Here is a 21045-nt window from a genome sequence, read left to right as displayed (position 1 = left end):
ATACATTTCGAATATATAACAGGAGGTACGATTGTGACAATAAAAGATTTGCCAGCAGGTAAAAGTGCTACAATATTAAAAGTAGGTGGAGATGGTGCATTAAGACAACATTTTCTGGATATGGGACTTATTCAGGGTGCAGAAGTTACAGTTATAAAATATGCTCCTATGGGTGACCCTGTTGAATTAAGAATTCATAGCTATGAGCTTACCATAAGACTTTCAGATGCAGAACAGATAGAGGTAAGTGAGCCTTATTGTATTGATAATAAAGCTGTGGAAAATGTTAAAATGAATAGTATAGTAAAGGAACATCCGGGATTTGGTGAAGGAGGCAGGTATCACGATAAGGAAAATGAAAATCCTCTTCCAGATGATGAAAAGCTGACATTTGCACTTGTAGGCAACCAGAATTGTGGAAAAACAACTCTTTTTAATGTATTAACAGGCTCCAATCAGCATATAGGTAATTTTCCAGGTGTTACAGTTGATAGAAAAGACGGAGTTATAAAAGGTTATCCTGATACACTTATAACAGATTTGCCAGGAATATATTCAATGTCACCATATAGCAGTGAAGAAATAGTAACAAGGGAATTTCTGCTTATGGACAAACCTAAAGGTATTATTAATATATTAGATGCTACTAATATTGAAAGAAACCTTTATCTGTCAATGCAGCTTATGGAATTAGGAATTCCTATGGTAATTGCACTTAATATGATGGATGAGGTAAGAGTCAATGGAGGTTCTGTAAGAATTAACGCAATTGAGGAATTGCTTGGAGTTCCGGTTATACCAATATCAGCGGCTAAAGGTGAGGGCATAGAAGAACTGGTAAGTCATGCCATTCACGTTGCAAAATATCAGGAAAAACCACAGATATCAGATTTTTGTTCCAAGGACAGTGCGGTTCATAGATGTATACATGGCATTATGTCGCTTATAAGTGACCATGCAGACAAAGCAGGATACCCTGAAAGATTTGCAGCCTCCAAGGTTGTTGAGGGGGATTCACTTGTACTTAAGCATCTTGAACTTGAGCAGAATGAAAAAGAAATGATTGAACACATTATAGTACAGATGGAAGAAGAATGTGGAATGGATAGAGCCTCAGCTATAGCAGATATGAGATTTGCTTATATTGAAGATGTCTGTAAGAATACGGTTGTAAAGCCAAGAGAAAGTAAGGAAAGAATACGAAGCCAGAAGATTGATAAGCTTCTTACTGGTAAATATACAGGTATCCCAATGTTTATAGCAATTATGGGACTTGTGTTTTATCTTACATTTAATGTTATAGGTGCGGCACTCTCCAATGTACTTGATATTTTAATTACATTTGTTACAAATGGGGTTGATAATCTTCTGACAGCAATGAATGTTAATTCGGTATTGCATGCACTTATCATAGATGGAATATTCAATGGGGTTGGTAGTGTATTAAGCTTTCTTCCGATAATCGTAACATTATTCTTCTTTTTATCAATTCTTGAAGATAGCGGTTATATGGCAAGAGTCGCATTTATTATGGATAAGCTCTTACGTAAACTTGGATTATCAGGAAGAAGTATAGTGCCTATGTTAATTGGTTTTGGATGTAGTGTTCCAGGAGTTATGGCAAGCCGTACACTTTCATCTGAAAGAGACCGTAGGATGACAGTTCTTTTAACACCATTTATGAGTTGTTCAGCAAAAGTACCTATATATGCCTTTTTCTCAGCAGCATTTTTCCCACATTATGCAGCGCTTGTTATGATAGGTATGTATTTTATAGGAATTATTGTTGGAATAATTATGGCGTTTATATTTAAAAAGACATTATTTAAGGGAGAACCAGTTCCATTTGTTATGGAGCTTCCTAATTACAGAATGCCTGGTGCTAAGAATGTGGTACATTTGTTATGGGAAAAGGCAAAGGATTTCTTACAGAAAGCATTTTCTATTATATTTATTGCAACAATACTTATATGGTTTATGCAGAATTTTGATATAAGGCTTAACGTTGTGGCAGATTCAAGACAGAGTATACTTGCTGTATTAGCAGGTATGATTACTCCGTTGTTTAAACCATTAGGATTTGGAGACTGGAGACTTGTAACAGCTATACTTACAGGCGTAATGGCAAAGGAAAGTGTAGTATCTACGATATCAATTCTATTTGGAAGTACGATAGAGATGGTATCTGTTATATCAGCTGCGGGTGCAATGTCATTTCTTGTGTTCTGTCTTTTGTATACACCTTGTGTTGCGGCAATTGCCTCAGTTAAAAAAGAACTTGGAGGTAAATGGGCAGCATATGTTGTAGTTATTCAGTGTGTTGTAGCATGGATTGCGGCATTAATTACATATATTATTGCTGGAATTTTATAACTCTGATAAATATGTATGCGAAAAAAAACATTGCAAAATCAGACTATTGATGATAAATTATCAATAAGCTAATTCCTAGAGGGAGTAATCGGCATATTTATATATGCAGTTATATCGACATAATGGCTTATAAGCCCGGTATTACTTTAAATGATGAGACTCGTGGACAGTATCAGTACTGTCTGCGGGTCTTTTTTATATAACTGGAATTCGTTTTCGTTAAAACATCAATTATTATATATGATATGACAATTGGTTATAATCTTTCTTGGAGCAACAGATAAAATATAGAAATGAGGACAATTAAGAAATGAGTATTGTTGAATTATTTATACTGGCAGTAGGACTTTCAATGGATGCTTTTGCTGTATCTATATGTAAGGGCTTGTCGCTTGGAAAGATAAAGCCTAAGCATATGTGCATTGCCGGTGCGTGGTTTGGTGGATTTCAGGCATTGATGCCGCTTATTGGCTATTATCTCGGAAGTCTGTTTGCCGATATGGTTACCAGATATTCACACTGGGTTGCATTTGCACTTCTTCTTGCAATTGGTGGTAATATGATTAAGGAGTCATTAGGGGAAGAAGAAAATGTCAGCAATGATATGGGATTTAAGAGTATGTTATTACTTGCAATTGCAACAAGTATTGATGCACTTGCAGTAGGCGTGTCATTAGCATTCCTTAAGGTTGCCATTCTTCCAGCGGTATTATTTATAGGCTGTATTACATTTGTCTGTTCAGCGGCAGGTGTTAAAATTGGAAGTATATTTGGTGATAAATATCAGTCTAAAGCAGAACTTTGTGGAGGGATTATTCTTATTCTTATAGGAATTAAGATATTACTTGACGGTTTGGGAATACTTTAGTTATAATATTATAATTAAGTAAGAAATGAGGATTAATATATGAAAGAAATGTTATTGGCATTATTACTGCTTATTATAGGTTTTGTGCTTCTTATAAAGGGAGCAGATTTCTTTGTTGACGGAAGTTCGTCAGTTGCGAAAAGATTAAAAGTACCTTCAATGATAATCGGACTTACAATTGTAGCTATGGGTACAAGTCTGCCAGAATGTGCAGTTAGTGTTACAGCTTCACTTAACAATAATAATGCTTTAGCTGTAAGTAATGTAATAGGTTCTAATATATTTAACCTTATGGTTGTGTGTGGTGTATGTGCATTATTTACACCATTGGCGGTATCAAAAGATACTTTAAAGAAAGAATTTCCATTTTCTATCATATGTGCCATTCTTCTTGCGGCACTTGGTGCTGTTGGAATGACACTTGGAAGAATTGACGGAATAGTATTTCTTGTAATATTCGCAGTTTACCTTTGCTTGATGATTGTATCAGCTAAAAATGCACGTAACGAGGCACTTAATAAAGAACTTGAAGAAGAGGTTGATGAAGAGATAAAAATTCTTCCAGTATGGCAGTGTATTGTATACATTATTGGTGGAGCAGTAGCTATTAAGTTCGGTGGTGATTTTGTTGTTGATGGAGCTTCCACAATTGCAACTGGATTTGGTATAAGCCAGAATCTTATCGGACTTACAATAGTTGCACTAGGAACAAGTCTTCCAGAGCTTGTTACATCAATCGTTGCGGCTAAGAAGAATGAAGTGGATATGGCATTGGGAAATGTCATCGGCTCTAACATTTTTAATATTCTTCTTGTATTGGGTGTTGCTGGGGCAATAAGTCCTGTAGCATTTGTAACAGAAAATCTTATCGACATTGCTATTCTTGTTGTTATGAGTGTGGTTGTATGGATATTCGCGTGGTCAAAGAAAAAGCTTGTCAACTGGCATGGTGCAGTTATGCTTGTATCATATGTGGCTTACCTTGTATACATTTGCATAAGATAAATATTGCATATAAGGCTGTTTACGTCATATATGAATTGTAATAAAATTATATATGGCAGTTCCGATTTCACCGCATCACTAAAGATAAGGAGAGGGACGGAATATGAACACATATAAGATGGTTCTTAATGAGGATACCAGAGTATTAATATATGGTAATAGCATTAAAGTAGTACGCATCAGAATTGATGAAATCAACTATATAAGCTGTGCCAACAGAATTATTATGATTCATACGAATAATGCCAGTGATAGATTTTATGGGAAGATGAAGGATGTATATAATTTATTGGGGAAATATGGGTTTGAGTACATTAATGAGTCGGAGATAGTTAATTGTATGAATGTGAGTAGTATGACGGTTAATTCGATAATATTAAGAGAGGGAACAGAACTAATATGTAGTAAAAAATTCAAACAAAAGTTCAGAAATCTTATGTGGAACTAAATTCATACCAAAGTTAAAGGTGAATTCCTGTCGGGTGCTATAAGGTACTGGCAGGAATTTACTTTTATATAACAGGAAATATATATAACCTAAGAAAGCGGAATGTCAGAATATTAAAAAAGTATAAATAACAAGTTTTTTAAGGCTTGGCTGTTTGTAATTAATAATTATAAGTGGTAAAATGTTACATATTTTATATTGTAATTATTATGTTGTAATTAATAGAAATGGAGGCTACAATGCAGGCATATACTGTATCGCAGTGGTTATTATTCTTTTATATATATTGTTTCTTTGGTTGGGTATGGGAATGTTGTTATGTATCAGCCAGAAAAGGAAAGTGGGTAAACAGGGGATTTCTTCATGGACCAGCACTTCCAATATATGGTTCAGGTGCAATGGTAATATTGGTAAGTACTATAGGAGTAAGGGATAATATAGCTTTAATATTCCTGTTTGGAATGATATCATCAACAATACTTGAATTTGTTACAGGATATTGTATGGAGAAAATGTTCGGCGTAAGATACTGGGATTACAGTAATCAGCCATTAAATTTAATGGGACATATATGTCTGTTCGTATCATTAGGCTGGGGTGTGTTCTCTGTTCTTCTTGTAAGAATTGTACACAGACCTATAGAGGGAATTGTATATATGCTTCCAGATACAATTACGGACATAATAGCATTTGTCTTGACAATAGCTATGGCAGTTGACTTTACACAGTCATTCAATGAAGCTATGGATTTGAAGGCTGCAATTGAAAAGCTTGCTAATAGTAATGAACAGATAAGAATTCTTGCCAAAAGACTTGAGGTTGCCTCAGCATTTGTTGAAGATGATTATAATAAAATGAAAGAAAAATTCGCTGAAGGTAAAGCAAGTGTTATGAATAAGGCAGGTTCAGTGGGTAAGCTTAAGGGTAGAATTTCATTCGAGAATGATATGAATGAAAGAAAAGGTGTTAAGCTTGCAACCTTACAGAGAATGACAGAGGCTGTTAAAGAGAGTCTTAAGAATAAGATTATGGACGAGAAGGCGGCTAACCAGCTTTTAGAAACACTTGAAAATGAAAAGGTAAATCTTAAGGCTGATACTGGAAGAAACTACAAGAGCGTATTCAGAATTATGAAACGTAATCCGGGTGCTATTTCAAGAAAGCACGAGGAAGAACTGAATGAAATTAAGAGAATGATTAAGTGATTTTAATGTGAGTTCCGGGCTGCTGGTGATTTTAGGAATTGTATTAATTAAATAAAATGTTTGGATAATGAGGATTGTATATGGAAAAGATTATAATATATAATGTAGCTGATGCCAGAAAGATTATAACAATGGCGGCTAATATGCGAATAAAAAGCATAGTTATTGACAATACTAAGCTTTCAGATACATTAGAAAATGTACTGGCATATAGTCAGGATTACAGAACTGATGATATTATGCCATTTATTAATAAAGATAAAAGCATAGTTATATTCTGTGATGTTACACAGAAACATCTGGACAAGCTTTTATTTGGTATCAGAAACAACAATCTTAATGTCGATTACAAGGCTGTTATGACTAAGACTAACAAGTCGTGGACATTGAATAAAATATTATATCATATGGAGATTGAAAAGAAAAACGAAAGGAGATAATTATGGAGATTATTCACGTTACAGAAGCAACATTTAAACAGGAGGTACTTGAGTCGGATAAGCCAGTGCTTGTAGATTTCTGGGCAACATGGTGTGGACCTTGCCAGATGCTTGCACCAGTCCTTGAGGAAGTAGCGGCAAAGCAGGACGATGTAAAGATATGTAAGATTGATACAGATAAGGAACTTAATCTTGCATTACAGTATAAGGTAGCTTCAATACCAACCCTTCTTTTATTTAAGAACGGAGAAGTTGCTGCAACTAATATAGGCTTTATAGGTGAAGAACAGGTTATGGAATTCATAGGCCAGTAAATAAATGTTAACTATTTGCGCAGCTTTTCAGCGCATCTGAAGTTTCGAAGAAACTTCTAAGTGACTACGAAGTAGTCATATTATATCATATTTTCTGCGTTGTTCTTCAACGCATCTGAAGTTTCGAAGAAACTTCTAAGTGACTACGAAGTAGTCATATTATATCATAATTTCTGCGTTGTTTTTCAACGCATACGAAGTTTCGAAGAAACTTCTAAGTGACTACGAAGTAGTCATATTATATCGTAAACAAGGAAAGGGCAGGCACAGCATCAGATTTATTATCTAGATGAATGATGCTTGCCTTTTTACTACATTTGCTAAGAAATGAGGTTATACATATATGAGAGAATTATATCTTGAATGTTATTCAGGAATAAGCGGAGATATGTCTGTTGCGGCACTTCTTGATGCCGGAGCGGATAAAGAATATTTGTTAAAAACACTTGCAACTATGCCTCTGACAGGTTATGAGGTTAAGATAACAAGAGTTAAAAAGAATGGTATAGATTCGTGTGATTTTAATGTAGTGCTGGACAGCGGACACGAGAACCACGACCACGATATGGAATATCTGTATGGACATCTTAATGGCGAAGGGCATACGCACAATTTTGAAAATGTACATTCGCATACTCATTCAGCACATCACAGCCACAGGGGGCTGAAAGAAATATATTCTATTATAGAGCAGACACAGCTTACTGAGAATGCAGAAAAGCTTGCTAAGAAAATATTCAGAATATTAGCAGAAGCAGAAGCCAAGGCACACGCTACAGATATTGAAAATGTTCATTTTCACGAGGTTGGTGCAGTAGACTCGATTGTGGATATAGTGGCGTTTGCTGTATGCTTCGATAACCTGCATATAGACAGGGTGTATGTTCCAGGTATCAGCGAGGGAACTGGAACAATAAGGTGCCAGCACGGAATAATTCCAGTACCAGTGCCAGCGGTTCTTAATATAACATCAGCTTATAATATAGAATTAAGCAATACCAATATTAAAGGCGAACTTGTAACGCCAACGGGAGCGGCGATTGTAGCGGCTGTAAGAACAGATACAGCACTTCCACAGCATTTTACAATAAAGAAGACTGGATATGGTGCAGGCAAGAGAGAGTATGAGCTTCCGGGAGTATTAAGGGCAATGCTTATTGAGAGTAATAGTGAAAGCTTAGACGAAAATGCTGACTTAATATATAAGCTGGAAACGGATATTGATGACTGTTCGTCAGAGATATTAGGATACACTATGGAGCGCCTGTATAAGGCGGGTGCAAGAGAAGTGCATTTTCTTCCTATATATATGAAAAAGAACAGACCTGCATATGAGCTTGTTGTAATATGCTGCAAGGAAGATATTACGACTATGGAAAATATCATATTTGAGGAAACAACGACAATAGGAATAAGACGTTGTGCAATGAAGAGAACAATTCTTCCAAGAAAAATTGAAAAAGTCAGTACACCATATGGTGAAATTGACGTAAAGGTGTGTACGCTTCCTAATGGCAAAGTTAAGAGATATCCTGAATATGAAACTATTAAGAGCATATGTGAGGCAGAAAATGTGCCATTGAGGGATATAATTGGGAATATAGGAGAATAAAAAATAATTAAAGACTGTTACAAGAAATTATATGCTGGCATTATATAGAACATAGAAATATAAAAGTCCTGAGTAATGTCAGCATATTAAAATATAAGTTTCGTGTGACAATCTTATATTATAAACCTGGAAAAGCATTTCGATATTATACATTTGCAGAGGCAGAGTTATGGTTAATATATTTTATTGATATGGGAAAATGATATAGCCGTCACCTGTATTTTTATAGTTGTACTATATCACTAAGCATTACAGAAAAATTAATTAACACGGTTGCCATCAGTACCAATAGTTACAACTCTTACAGGAATTGTCTTGCCGCTGTCAGCTACAGCCTTTTCAACTGCATACTGCAATCCACCACAGCAAGGTACAGTCATACGTGTTACAGTTATGCTCTTTATGTTATTATTCTTGAATATCTCGGTTAATTTCTCAGAATAGTCAACCATATCAAGCTTTGGACATCCGATAAGTGTTATGTGGTTACGCATAAAATCGTGGTGGAATGTACTGTAGGCATAAGCTGTACAATCTGCTGCAATAAGAAGGTCAGCTCCATTAAAGCATGGTGCAAAAGGAGATACAAGCTTAATCTGTACAGGCCAGTTGTTAATCTGGTTTCCACTTGCCGCTTTGTTAGCAAGTACTTCAGCTTCATTATATTCAGGAGCTTCACGCTCAATAAAACGAATTGCATTCATAGGGCAGGCTGGCAGACAGTCGCCAAAACCGTCACAATAATCATCTCTTAAAAGCTTAGCCTTTCCGTCAACAATTCCAATAGCTCCCTCGTGACAGGCGTGTGCACATAAGCCACAGCCGTTGCAGAGTTCTTCATTAATTTCTATAATCTTTCTTATCATAATCAAATAAATCCTCCTATTTATAGTAGTATTTTTATTTAATAGAAAATTCTGATAAAAATTCCTGTTAAATAAAAAGCCCTCTGGGCAGATTCACCATACGGCGGTAATGTAGATGCCACTAAAGTGTTCCGCCATAGGTGGAGAATCCTGTGAAACAGGATTCTATCCTGCAGACCCGCTAAAATGTCTTAATAAGTATATGTTGTGGTTATTTTCAGCCATATTTTCATAGCTGGCTGATTAGTTTGAATTATATCTTAACTACCTGGTAAGTATAATATTAAATATTAATAAAGTATGTTGTAAATACAACAAAAATAAGATTATAATGTAATGAGTGCAAAAGAAAAGGAAGCGGCTGCGAATAGACACCGTAGATTTTATAGATTATTTTATGAATAATATAGAGAAGAATAGGATTGAAGAATATGGGCAGAATATTATATGACATTTCACAGGATTATATGGGAGTTATACAAAAGAGCAGGCTGTTTAGCGGTATAGAACCAGACGAGGCTAATGGAATGAGCAAATGCCTTGAGATAACATTTCGCGAGTATGACAAAGAAGAAGTTATATTTAATGAAGGCGATAAAATATCCAAAATAGGTATGGTGATTCAGGGCAATGTGAGCATAGAAAAGGCTGATTACTGGGGCAACAGGCATATTATGACATATGTGTCAGCGGGTGAAATATTCGGAGAGGCATATGCATGCAGTAACGACAAGACATCCAATGTAGAGGTTGTTGCGGCAGATAAATGTATAGTTGCATTTCTTGACACATACAAGGTTATGACGGTATGCAGTTCATCGTGCCAGTTCCACAGTAAGCTTATTCATAATCTTATATATATGCTTGCTGACAGGTGTGTGGTTATGAACGAGAAGATTACACATTTATCCAAACGAAGCACTAAGGAGAAAGTATTGTCATATTTATCAGCAAGAGCCGCCAAATGTGGGAGTGATGAGTTCGATATACCATTTAACAGGCAGCAGTTGGCTGATTATCTTTCAGTTGACAGGAGTGCAATGTCAGCAGAATTAAGCCGTATGAAGAAAAATGGAGAAATTGATTTTAGGAAAAATCATTTTATTATAAAATGTCGTGATAAACAATAATCTGCCGCTGTAAAGACACATAATTTGGAAGAAAATGTTAATTTAAGCCGTCATTGTATAAAACTAAAAACAACTAAAAAATGTATTGAAATTAATTGACAGGGGTGTTAATATACCCTTGCGAGAGATAGTTAAGAAATTAACATTTCGCTTTATATTTTTGAGAGTTTTGTATACAATATACAAACTATTATACAAATTAACAGTTATTTTATTAAGGAGGAACCAATAATGGTAAATTTTGATCAGTGGAATGGTTTCAAAGGCAGACTTTGGAAAGAAGAGATCAATGTAAGAGATTTCGTTCAGAACAATTACAAGCCATATGATGGAGATGAAAGTTTCCTTGAAGGACCTACAGAAGCTACTAACAAGCTTTGGGGAAGACTTCAGGAATTACAGAAGGAAGAAAGAGCTAAGGGCGGCGTACTTGATATGGAAACAAAAGTTGTTGCTGGTCTTACAGCTTATGGTCCTGGATATATAGATGAATCTATGAAGGAGCTTGAACAGGTAGTTGGTCTTCAGACAGATAAGCCACTTAAGAGAGCATTTATGCCTTATGGTGGTATCAAGATGGCAGAAGAATCATGCAAGAACTATGGTTATGAACCAGATCCAGAACTTCATAAGATCTTCACAGAATATCATAAGACACATAACCAGGGTGTATTCGATGCTTATACACCAGAGATGAGAAAGGCTCGTCACAGCCACATCATCACAGGTCTTCCAGATACTTATGGACGTGGACGTATCGTAGGTGACTACAGAAGAGTTGCTCTTTACGGTATCGACTTCCTTATGGAAGAAAAGAAGAAGGATCACGCTAACTGTGGTTGTGGAACAATGACTGATGACGTTATCCGTTTAAGAGAAGAAATATCTGATCAGTACAAGGCACTTGCAGGTATGAAGAAGATGGCTGAAAGCTATGGTTATGATATCAGCAAGCCAGCTACTAATGCTAAGGAAGCTGTTCAGTGGTTATACTTTGGATATCTTGCAGCTATCAAGACACAGAATGGTGCTGCTATGTCTGTAGGTCGTGTATCTACATTCCTTGATATCTATATTCAGAGAGATCTTGAAGCTGGTACTCTTACAGAGAAGGAAGCTCAGGAACTTATTGATCATTTCGTTATGAAGTGTAGAATGGTTAAGTTCGCAAGAATTACATCATACAACGAATTATTCTCAGGAGATCCTACATGGGCTACTCTTGAAGTTGGTGGTACAGGTATCGATGGACGTTCAATGGTTACAAAGAACGACTTCAGATTCCTTCATACACTTGAGAACATGGGACCTTCACCAGAACCAAACCTTACAGTACTTTATTCTTCAAGACTTCCAGAAAGCTTCAAGAAGTATGCTGCTAAGATTTCTGTTGATACATCTTCAATCCAGTATGAGAACGATGATGTTATGAAGGTAACATGGGGCGATGATTATTCAATCTGCTGCTGTGTATCTGCTACACAGACAGGTAAGGAAATGCAGTTCTTCGGAGCTAGAGCAAACCTTGCTAAGTGCTTACTTTACGCTATCAATGGTGGTGTAGATGTTAAGAACAGAGAACAGGTTGGTCCTGCTTACAAGCCAGTTACTTCAGAATATCTTGATTATGATGAAGTTGTTGATAAGTTCGATGCTATGATGGATTGGTTAGCTGATCTTTATGTTAATACACTTAACCTTATCCAGTATATGCATGATAAGTATTACTATGAAGCTGCTGAGATGGCTCTTATTGATACAGATGTTAAGAGAACATTTGCTACAGGTATCGCTGGATTCTCACACGTTGTAGATTCACTTTCAGCTATTAAGTATGCAAAGGTTAAGACAGTACGTGATGAGACAGGTATCGTTGTAGATTACGAAATCGAAGGCGACTTCCCTAAGTATGGTAACGATGATGACAGAGCTGATGATATTGCTGTATGGTTACTTAAGACATTCCTTGAGAAGATTAAGAAGAGACATACTTACAGAAATTCAGAGCCAACAACATCTATCCTTACAATTACTTCTAACGTAGTATATGGTAAGTACACAGGTGCTATGCCTGATGGACGTAAGGCTGGTACTCCACTTGCTCCTGGTGCTAACCCAAGTTATGGTGCAGAGCAGAATGGTCTTCTTGCTTCACTTAACTCACTTACAAAGCTTCCTTACGAGTGGGCATTAGATGGTATTTCTAATACACAGACAATGAATCCAGACGCTTTAGGACATAACGAAGAAGAAAGAATTAACAACCTTGTTAATGTTATGGATGGATACTTCGATCAGGGTGCTCATCACCTCAATGTTAACGTATTCGGTAAGGATAAGTTACTTGATGCTATGGAACACCCAGAAAAGCCAGAATATGCTAACTTTACAATCCGTGTATCTGGTTATGCTGTTAAGTTCATCGACCTTACAAAGGAACAGCAGATGGATGTTATTTCTAGAACATTCCATGACAGAATGTAATCATACGAATAGTATAATTGCTTGAAAATTAAATGGGATAAAAGTGGCTTTAAGTTGTATGTTTACTGGTGATAAGTTACATTAAGTTATAACAAAAAATGAAAAAGCCACCTGTATTCAAAAAATGCAGTACAATCTGAGATGATTGTACTGCATTTTTGAGTTTATGTGAGCAATGAGCCAAAATCCGTGCTTGTATGAGAATTTGACGACTGTGTAATGATTTATTTTTATCTAAGTTTGTCATTTATAAGCATAAGTTTTGTAAGTGTAGATTCATGATTAGTTTCTGTTTTTTCAATTAATATATTGTCTTTTTTGTAATCTACAGCGTATTCTTTTAAACAATTATTGATTTCTTTATTCTTAAAAGAAATACATACTTTATCATTATCAATATCCCAATCAATATCAGTAGCTATATTCATTTTATTAACAAGAGATATAATATCGTTTACAGATTTTACCTCTATGTCTAAAAATTCAAATACATTTACTTCTAATGCTTCTGCAATTTTAGAGAGCTGTTCAGTTTGTTATCAACTGCAAGAAGTACATCTTCTAATATTACGTTACATATGTCGGGAACAGAAGATAGCGGAAATGCATTAACAGCAGTGGGATTTCCGGATGGCAGTAGTGCATCAGTATATAAAGCAGATGCATTTGATCCAGCAAAACCAGAATACAGGGTAAGATATTGGGACAAAGAAGGAAATTACACAGATACAAATGTACAGATAAACGGTGTTGATCCAAGAAATGCAAGTTATCTGGAAATGCTTGCATATACAACATATAGTGATGTAGAAGGCTTTACGAAAAATGCCTTTGGAGATTTCATGAATGCGACTGGTGGTGTGAATGGTAACATCACCTATGATTCTGACAGCATAAATGAAAAGAAAGACTATATGAGCATGATTAAGGAATTTATGCAGTTGCAGTATGATGCAAACAACTTATCAGGATATCTGTCATATAAGGAATTGTATGATTACATAAATGAACGAACAGAGAGGTGATTCAATTAAATGAAAGTATCAAATAATTATGGCACTGCAAAATTATGTGGCACTTGGAATAAAATTGTTTCTAAATCTTCTGAAAAAAACAAATGGAAATTAACGGATTCCTTGAAGGAGAAGATTGTTGAACTGGCACAAAAAGATGCACAGGACAATGTATATATGGGAAAAGCATTTATGAATTTGAGGAAGAAGGAAGTGAGCAAAGTAGCCCCAGACAGAGCTGCTTTAATTGGAAAACTTAGCCAATCAATGGCTTATGGCAATTTATCTGCTATGAATGAAGTTGCAGAAGCAGATAAAAAATGGCTCTGTATGCTGTTTGGAATACCTTATGAAGCATTTAGCGAGGCGAGAAAAGCATTAAATAGTGAAGAAAAGACTGGCAGCGCAGGTGAAAACATAATAATGCAAGATAATTTTGATATAAAGGCATGAAGTATGCAATTAGAATAATGTCTACAATTAGTAGGAGAAAAAGGAGTAATATTGGCAAAGAGTCTTACAATTACAAGTCCTAGTGGTGAAACCCATATAGTTAGTTGGGGAAAGGAAAATGTAACTACAACCAATTTATTCATTGCAGAAAAAGCTACAGGTACATGGTCTGTGTACATGACGGGAACTAATATTGCATCGCCTAATCTTGGTTCGGCATTTATTGGAGGTACAAAATATTCATCTGTAAAAATGAAAGTATCTTATGTTTTAGAAGATTAAAATTCCGATGGTAATTAGTAATGATTTAAGCTTTATGGTGATATTGTGCAAAGTGAATCAATGCTTAAAGGAAATCTGCAAAGTATTACATGAAAATGTCAAATGATTACAGTTTTCCGGACTCCGTAATAATTTCTGATATAATGCGATAAGTCAGAAAGGATGATAAAATTATGGAGAACAGAGGGCAGATATACGAAATTATTGCCGATAATATCAGAAAAGAGCGTAGAAGACTTGGAATGACACAGGCTGAACTTGCAGAGAGGGCGGATATATCGCTGGATACGATAAAAAGTGTGGAAAATGGCAGACGGGCAATGAGCCTTGACACATATCTTAATATTGTAAATGCACTTGAGTCATCACCTATGGTATTGATGAGTCAGAAACATACGCAAAAGCATATTGAACGTTTTGCATTTATGATGAATCGGCGCGACGAAAGTGAAATAGAATTTGCTTTACATATGGTGGAACAGTTATTAAGAGGACAGGACAACAGAGGAGGTCATAAAAGAACTTCTCGAATTATTAAAGAAAAATGTCATGAAAGAGCAGGCAAATGATGTATTTGAGATATGCAGCTATGTGGATGGACTGGAGAAAAAGATTGATTCCATGACGGAAGAACTCACCAATATGCAGAATCAGATCAAAGAAATGCAGGAAGATATACTTGTCAATAATGCTAAAAAGGCATTGTCGGAAGCACAGGAGCGACTTAATGCCAGATGTGAGCAGATAAAGTCGCAGGTATTGGAAGTGAAAGCACAGGTGAAATCTACAGCAAAGAGCATAGTTGATGGAAGAACTGCATTATACAGGGTGTCGGAGTTCTTAGGAATTAAGAAAAGGCTTCTTGATATCCGGGAGAATGTAAGAGGTGCAATCAAAACCACGGATAAGGATATAGCAAAGACAGCACTTCTTGCAAAAGTATTTCGTGAAGCAGGGCAGACAGCAGCAAATGCATTCCGTACTTTTGCTGACAAACTGGAGGTGGATTACTCACAGAAAGAGCAGAAACATCACATTACAAAGGCGGTACTTGCACCTATGAAAGCAGTGAAAAAGATGCTTGTAACAATGGAACTTCATCTGGATGCTTCGATTGATACGCTGGATAATTTGGCGATGAATGTGTGGCTTGATAAGGAAAAGCATATGGACAATACGAAGAATCAGAAACAGACAGAGCCGGAGAGGGCAGAAGCTGAGCGAGTGGAAGCAGAGGTTGTATATTCACCGATGGTCGCTGAGCCGCAGGAGTATCAGTATAATGCAGATGCTTTTGAGGCTAGAGGCGGTGCTGATGTGAAGGTGGGGACAGCAAAGGAAGTACAGAAGGTAAGAGAAGATAAAGCCAGATAGTTTTGAGGGCGTGGGAGAGATTCTGCGTCTTTTTTTGTACAGATGAAATAGTATATATGGGTATGAATCTATTCCAGAGGAGTAGATTCATAAGTTACAAGCAATGGACACTATAGAAGATACACTGTTTTAAAGTAAGCGAAAAGAGAAAAATATTGCTAATCTCTTCTCGCTTGCATAGGTACTATACAATTATATCAAATTGAAGCATCATGCCGTCAAAATTGTCAATAAAATAGGCATATTGCTTTGGATGAGTTTCTTTCAGTTTTTGATAACGATTGGATTCTGGAGATTCAAGGTGAACTCCGAACCCACAAAACATACAACCATTTCTTGTATAACCCATATTGTATAAATCTGGGATTTTAACATTATATTTTTCAATATATTCATTGATATCATCATCAGTCCAAAAAGAGAGTGGCTTACATTGGTTGTCTTTAAATTTATAAAAAACATTACAGCCATATTCAAGCCATGCCTTTTCGCGTTGGTAACTTTCGGATGCCAAAATTCCTAATATGACACATTCCATCCCTAACTCTTTTGCTTTACGGCGAAGTGGCTCCTTTTTTAGTTTGTCACAACATTTATCAGAAATAGGTAATTCCATATATTTTTGATATTTCTTGAAGTTGCGTTCTATGTAATCGATAGAGTTTTGCTTAGTACGAGGCGTTTTTGTATGTTGATATGTTCTGATGGCGTTTGAAACGCGTTTGGAGAACATAGGATACCCATAATGTTCTACTACTTTTTTGAAATTCCACATTTCTCCCTTAGAATCTATAGGATAGACAATCATGATATTGGTATGGTTTTCTTTAATCTCCCATTGGATGTGTTTTAAGGTTTCAGGATATTCATTAGTGGTATTTGCAAATAAATGTAATATGTTAGGGTACAATTGTTTAGTAATATGAGATAACACGGTAGAGTCTTTTCCACCTGAATAAGATATGTAGCAGTGGTCTTCTCCAAATGTTCTAACAGCTTGATTAATAAGAAACTTTGTCTGAATTATTTTAGCTTCAAGAGGCATAGAACGCAATGAAGCTAAGGTGTCACGTCTGTAAGAGAGATATTGAGTGCGCTCTTCTCCACATTTTTTGCAGTATCTGGAATCACGACTATAACGCATGTTTTCATCGTACTCTTCATCGCATATTTTACAAATAAACATTGTTTTAATCCTCCTTTTCTGTTTTTTAACTAACAAAATCTTTGTATTTTTATTATAATACAAAGATTTTGTTAGTCAAGACCTAAAATACAAAATTTTATTGTGAAAAAAGCTTAATTATAGTACAATAAACAATTGGAAAGGTGGGCATTTCTATGGAAATTGGAAGCAGATTATCTGAATTAAGAAAGAAATATGGATATACACAAAAACAATTAGCAGAGGCTCTCAATTTGTCTCAACAAAGAGTAAGTAACATAGAAAGGAATACCACGGCACCAGATGTGGAATTTCTACATGGTGCAGCTGATTTATACAAGATTTCTTTAGATGAACTTATTGGTAGAAGAACACTTATCACTGAGGAAAGCAGCTATGAACAGCAGATATTAAATGTCGTTGAAACTATGGACGACACAAAAAAAGAGCTGAGCTTGCGTTTATTAAACGAAGTGGCTCAACAAAGAGGTGATAAAGATGGCGAATAGTTATTTTAACGAAAATACGCTTGAGGAGTTAATTGAAGAAATTAAGTATGTCTACAAGTCTGATGACAGACCATGGGTTATAGGATATAGCGGTGGTAAGGATTCTACAACTGTGGTCGAACTTGTTTATAAGATGTTATTGGGATTAGATCCAGAAGATAGACATAAAAATGTTTATATTGTATCTTCGGATACTTTAATTGAAAATCCACTTATAAAAATATATTTAAGTAAAATGAATGATTTATTGGGACAGGCAGCAGATAGAGATGGGCTACCAATAAAGTCGGCTATGGTTACACCTCCACCAAACAATTCGTTTTGGGCAAATGTAATTGGAAGAGGATTCCCTACACCTAGAATGAATGGAACATTCAGATGGTGTACAGATAGATTAAAAATAAATCCTAGTGGTGAATATATTCAAAGAGTTATTGATGAGGAAGGAAAAGAAGTAGTTGTTCTTCTTGGAGTCAGAAAAGCAGAAAGTATAGCACGAAAGAGAAGAATTGAAGGCAGAGAACTTGCAAATAGACTTCTTAATCGACATGAAACTATACAAGATGCATATGTTTATAACCCTATTGTAGAACTTACCACAGATGATGTATGGGATGTTTTACTTAGGTGTGATGGCGGAAGAACACCTTGGGGATCAGATAATAGCGAGTTGGTATCGCTTTATGCTGATGCAGATAGTGGAGAATGTCCTTTTGCTGGTATTCATGCAGGTGGTCAGACACAGAGCTGTGGTAATTCACGTTTTGGGTGCTGGGTATGTACAGTTGTAAAGGAAGATAAGTCGTTAAATGGATTTATAAAGAGTGGACATAGAGAGTTGATACCACTTGCTGAATTTAGAAGTTGGCTTATGAGTATACGAGATAATGAAGAATATCGAGAGAAAAAGAGAAGAAATGGAACGGTATATCGTGATAAGCAGGGTAATATGGGATTCGGTCCATTTAACTGGAAAGCAAGAAAACTTATTCTTCGAAAGTTGTTAGAAACCCAACAGGTTATGGGATATGAACTTATAACATTAGATGAACTGAAAGCAATAGATGAAATCTGGGATCAAGAACTAGACTTGTCTCGAAGAGTTTTAGTGGAATTATATGAGGAAATAACAGGGGAAAAACTTCCTTGGTATGACTATAAAGAACCTTTGATTGATAATGAAACTGTTGTTGAATTAGAAAATCTGGCTCAGAAAAATAATGTGCCAGAGGAATTGATCCGCAATTTGTTATTATCGGTTTATCGAAATAAAAACTATTCAAATCAAAAAATACTTAGAGATGGAATAGATAGGCTATTGAATCAGCAATGGCTACATTATGAAATAATAGAGGAGATTGAAAATGAAAATCAATAAAGTAAAATTACATAATTTCAGCTCCTATGAGGGTAATAATGAATTTGATTTCGAGATAACAGATGCTGGAAAAAACATTGTACTCATTGGTGGAAAAAATGGGGCAGGTAAAACTTCTCTTTTTACGGCAATAAAAGTTGCTTTGTATGGACCATTAGCATATGGATATGTAGGTGTAAATAGTCATTACATTTCTAAAATTAAAGATTTAATAAATTCAAAAGCATTTCAACAGGAGGTTGTGGAATCGGAAGTACAGTTAACGCTACAACTTAAGATTGAGCGTGATATTAGAAATTATGTGATAACAAGAAAATGGGATTATACCAATCAAAAGCTTACAGAGGAATACACAGTAGCAAGGGATGGAAAGCTACTGAACGATCAAGAATTATCATATTTTGAAAACTATTTGCGTAGCATTATTCCTCCAGATCTGTTTGAGTTCTTTTTGTTTGATGGAGAAGAGGTTGGTAATATTTTCTCCACCAGTGCATACAACACATATGTTAGAAATGCAGTATTCACCATGTGCGGAATGGATGTGTTTGAAATTATCCGTAAATTCACACGTGGGTATGTAACAAAGAACAATTCTAATGATGACGATGAGGTCTATGACACATATGAATCGGCAAAGCAGCAGATAGAAACATTAGAAACCGAAAAGGAAAAACTTGATGTCGAAGTAGGCAATTTGACAAAAGAACTAGAAAACATTGATATTCAACTTATTGAATTGGCGACTGCTTTTAAAAATGCAGGAGGAATTTCACGTAAGGAGAAAAAACAGTTAGAAGATGAGTATGCTCTAGCTGAAAAGGTAAAAACGGAATCACTTACAAATATTAAGTTGTTTGTGGAAGGGCTTATGCCATTTTATATACTGCGAGATTTTGCTAATCCTATTATGGCACAATTAGATTTTGAAGAAAAAGGTGAGATATTTTATTACGTTCAAAGTAAGTTGAAACGAGATGCAATATCTGATTTACTAAAAGGTGATGTGTCCGATGCAAAAGTAGATCAGTTAATGGATCATCTGTTGGATACATTTAGACCAAAAGGTTTCCGTGAAGACATGGAAATGATGTTTGATCTATCAAAGGAGGATATTGGTCGAGTAAATGGAATTGTATCATCTTTGGATGATTTCGATGTATCAGCAATGGTTGATATGGTCAATAAAAGGAGGGCAGCTTCTGAAAGAACAGCAGAAATTAATAGAATTTTGAAAAACTCAATGAGCGAGGAGGACATTAATGAATTTGCTCAGAGAGAAAATGAAATTTTAAAGAAAAAAGATGACCTATCAAGTATACTGTATGATTCACAACATAGATTAGAAGAAATTGATAGAGAATTGCAGATGCAAGAACAAATTAGAGATAAAGCTATGCAAATTCTTAAATCAAATGCTCAGAATAGGCATGTGTACGAGCTAAGCTCCGGTATTTCTTCTATGATGGAACAGTTCTTAGAAGAGAAGACTGTGAGTATAAGAAGGAAACTAGAAAAGGATATTGTTCAAAAATTGAAGTCAATTTATAGAAAGAATAATTTGATAACGCATATTGAAATTGGAAAGAATTTTGATTTCAATTTGTATCAAGACGAGGAATACAATGGCAAGGAACTTTTGACACTATATAAGAATTTGGGTAATTCTGAATTTACAAATCTTATTGGTACTAAAGGTGAAAAGCGACTAGTCAAAATGTTGGAAGGTACTTCAATAAATGTGTTAAAAAATAAGTCTGAATCTGATTTTGGGCAGGAACCAATTCGATTGTATAAGAAGATTGAATTGGGAAGATTATCAAAGGGAGAGCGTCAGATTTTTATCTTGGCATTATATTGGGCGATAATTGAGATATCAGGACAGAATGTCCCGTTTATTATTGATACTCCGTATGCGAGAATTGATGCAAATCATAGGAGAGAAATCTCAGAGAAGTTCTTTCCTAATATTAGTGATCAGGTAATTATTCTGTCTACGGATGAAGAAATAAATGAGGAGTACTATAAGATAGTAAAACCTTATGTTTCTAAAGAGTATCTGTTAATCAATGACGAAAACGAAAACAGAACTACAATTAAGAATAATTACTTTTTTGAGGTGTAAC

At 35.5% G+C, this 21045-nt stretch carries 20 protein-coding genes; 18 read left to right on the top strand and 2 right to left on the bottom strand.

The window, feature by feature from the left end; all coding sequences use genetic code 11:
• Positions 1-33 precede the first annotated feature (33 nt).
• The 8 genes from feoB (at position 34) to larC (ending at position 8265) form a co-directional block, all read left to right on the top strand.
• Positions 34-2373 carry a ferrous iron transport protein B gene (gene feoB / locus WMO14_RS08545; protein ID WP_022501853.1) on the top strand — a complete coding sequence of 780 codons (2340 nt, stop codon included), beginning with the start codon at positions 34-36 and terminating at the stop codon, positions 2371-2373.
• A 310-nt stretch (positions 2374-2683) separates the two neighbouring features.
• Positions 2684-3241: a manganese efflux pump MntP gene (locus WMO14_RS08540; protein ID WP_022501852.1), complete on the top strand. Its 558-nt coding sequence runs from the start codon at positions 2684-2686 to the stop codon at positions 3239-3241.
• Positions 3242-3280: 39 nt separating this feature from the next.
• A complete protein-coding gene (locus WMO14_RS08535) occupies positions 3281-4246 on the top strand; it encodes a calcium/sodium antiporter (RefSeq protein WP_022501851.1) in 966 nt (321 codons plus the stop codon).
• A gap of 103 nt (positions 4247-4349) precedes the next feature.
• Positions 4350-4694 carry a LytTR family DNA-binding domain-containing protein gene (locus tag WMO14_RS08530; protein ID WP_022501850.1) on the top strand — a complete coding sequence of 115 codons (345 nt, stop codon included), beginning with the start codon at positions 4350-4352 and terminating at the stop codon, positions 4692-4694.
• A gap of 239 nt (positions 4695-4933) precedes the next feature.
• Complete coding sequence (locus WMO14_RS08525) at positions 4934-5899, top strand: putative ABC transporter permease (protein WP_022501849.1); 966 nt, start codon at positions 4934-4936, stop codon at positions 5897-5899.
• A gap of 80 nt (positions 5900-5979) precedes the next feature.
• Positions 5980-6339 carry a DUF3783 domain-containing protein gene (locus tag WMO14_RS08520; RefSeq protein WP_022501848.1) on the top strand — a complete coding sequence of 120 codons (360 nt, stop codon included), beginning with the start codon at positions 5980-5982 and terminating at the stop codon, positions 6337-6339.
• A gap of 2 nt (positions 6340-6341) precedes the next feature.
• Positions 6342-6653 carry a thioredoxin gene (gene trxA, locus WMO14_RS08515; protein ID WP_055175797.1) on the top strand — a complete coding sequence of 104 codons (312 nt, stop codon included), beginning with the start codon at positions 6342-6344 and terminating at the stop codon, positions 6651-6653.
• Between the two features lie 343 nt (positions 6654-6996).
• Positions 6997-8265, top strand: coding sequence for a nickel pincer cofactor biosynthesis protein LarC (gene larC, locus WMO14_RS08510; protein ID WP_022501839.1), 1269 nt, complete (start codon positions 6997-6999; stop codon positions 8263-8265).
• Positions 8266-8525: 260 nt separating this feature from the next.
• Here the strand turns inward: larC and WMO14_RS08505 are convergent, their stop codons facing one another.
• Positions 8526-9131 (bottom strand): ATP-binding protein, encoded by a 606-nt coding sequence (locus tag WMO14_RS08505; RefSeq protein ID WP_022501838.1) that lies wholly within the window; start codon positions 9129-9131, stop codon positions 8526-8528.
• A gap of 431 nt (positions 9132-9562) precedes the next feature.
• Between WMO14_RS08505 and WMO14_RS08500 the strand changes: the two genes are divergently transcribed.
• The 7 genes from WMO14_RS08500 to WMO14_RS08470 all read left to right on the top strand — a co-directional run bounded on the left by WMO14_RS08500 (position 9563) and on the right by WMO14_RS08470 (position 15867).
• Positions 9563-10261 carry a Crp/Fnr family transcriptional regulator gene (locus WMO14_RS08500; RefSeq protein WP_022501837.1) on the top strand — a complete coding sequence of 233 codons (699 nt, stop codon included), beginning with the start codon at positions 9563-9565 and terminating at the stop codon, positions 10259-10261.
• 231 nt (positions 10262-10492) lie between these two features.
• Complete coding sequence (gene pflB / locus WMO14_RS08495; protein ID WP_055175785.1) at positions 10493-12745, top strand: formate C-acetyltransferase; 2253 nt, start codon at positions 10493-10495, stop codon at positions 12743-12745.
• 533 nt (positions 12746-13278) lie between these two features.
• Positions 13279-13770, top strand: a complete 492-nt coding sequence (locus tag WMO14_RS08490) for a hypothetical protein (protein WP_349153675.1) — start codon at positions 13279-13281, stop codon at positions 13768-13770.
• A gap of 9 nt (positions 13771-13779) precedes the next feature.
• A complete protein-coding gene (locus WMO14_RS08485; RefSeq protein WP_349153674.1) occupies positions 13780-14211 on the top strand; it encodes a hypothetical protein in 432 nt (143 codons plus the stop codon).
• A gap of 51 nt (positions 14212-14262) precedes the next feature.
• On the top strand, positions 14263-14493 hold the full coding sequence (locus WMO14_RS08480) for a hypothetical protein (protein WP_349153673.1): 231 nt from the start codon (positions 14263-14265) through the stop codon (positions 14491-14493).
• 173 nt (positions 14494-14666) lie between these two features.
• Positions 14667-15062: a helix-turn-helix domain-containing protein gene (locus WMO14_RS08475; RefSeq protein WP_349153672.1), complete on the top strand. Its 396-nt coding sequence runs from the start codon at positions 14667-14669 to the stop codon at positions 15060-15062.
• Positions 15043-15867, top strand: a complete 825-nt coding sequence (locus WMO14_RS08470) for a DUF6674 family protein (protein ID WP_349153671.1) — start codon at positions 15043-15045, stop codon at positions 15865-15867. The genes WMO14_RS08475 and WMO14_RS08470 overlap by 20 nt, the downstream gene beginning before the upstream one ends.
• Positions 15868-16051: 184 nt before the next feature.
• Here the strand turns inward: WMO14_RS08470 and WMO14_RS08465 are convergent, their stop codons facing one another.
• Positions 16052-17053 carry a phosphoadenosine phosphosulfate reductase family protein gene (locus tag WMO14_RS08465; RefSeq protein ID WP_349153670.1) on the bottom strand — a complete coding sequence of 334 codons (1002 nt, stop codon included), beginning with the start codon at positions 17051-17053 and terminating at the stop codon, positions 16052-16054.
• A 155-nt stretch (positions 17054-17208) separates the two neighbouring features.
• Here WMO14_RS08465 and WMO14_RS08460 point away from each other — a divergent pair, with 155 nt between their 5' ends.
• The 3 genes from WMO14_RS08460 to WMO14_RS08450 are packed head-to-tail and all read left to right on the top strand — an operon-like array spanning position 17209 to position 21044.
• Positions 17209-17541 carry a helix-turn-helix domain-containing protein gene (locus WMO14_RS08460; RefSeq protein WP_021922306.1) on the top strand — a complete coding sequence of 111 codons (333 nt, stop codon included), beginning with the start codon at positions 17209-17211 and terminating at the stop codon, positions 17539-17541.
• Positions 17531-18919 carry a DNA phosphorothioation system sulfurtransferase DndC gene (gene dndC, locus WMO14_RS08455; RefSeq protein WP_349153669.1) on the top strand — a complete coding sequence of 463 codons (1389 nt, stop codon included), beginning with the start codon at positions 17531-17533 and terminating at the stop codon, positions 18917-18919. Before WMO14_RS08460 ends, dndC begins: the two co-directional genes overlap by 11 nt.
• Positions 18906-21044, top strand: coding sequence for an AAA family ATPase (locus tag WMO14_RS08450; RefSeq protein WP_349153668.1), 2139 nt, complete (start codon positions 18906-18908; stop codon positions 21042-21044). The genes dndC and WMO14_RS08450 overlap by 14 nt, the downstream gene beginning before the upstream one ends.
• Position 21045: the final 1 nt, after the last annotated feature.

The organism is Lachnospira rogosae (ex Hitch et al. 2025) (genome assembly GCF_040096455.1).
In the GTDB taxonomy this organism is placed as follows: domain Bacteria; phylum Bacillota; class Clostridia; order Lachnospirales; family Lachnospiraceae; genus Lachnospira; species Lachnospira rogosae.
Note: the sequence above shows the minus strand (reverse complement) of the source record. Positions and strands in the feature narration are given on the sequence as shown.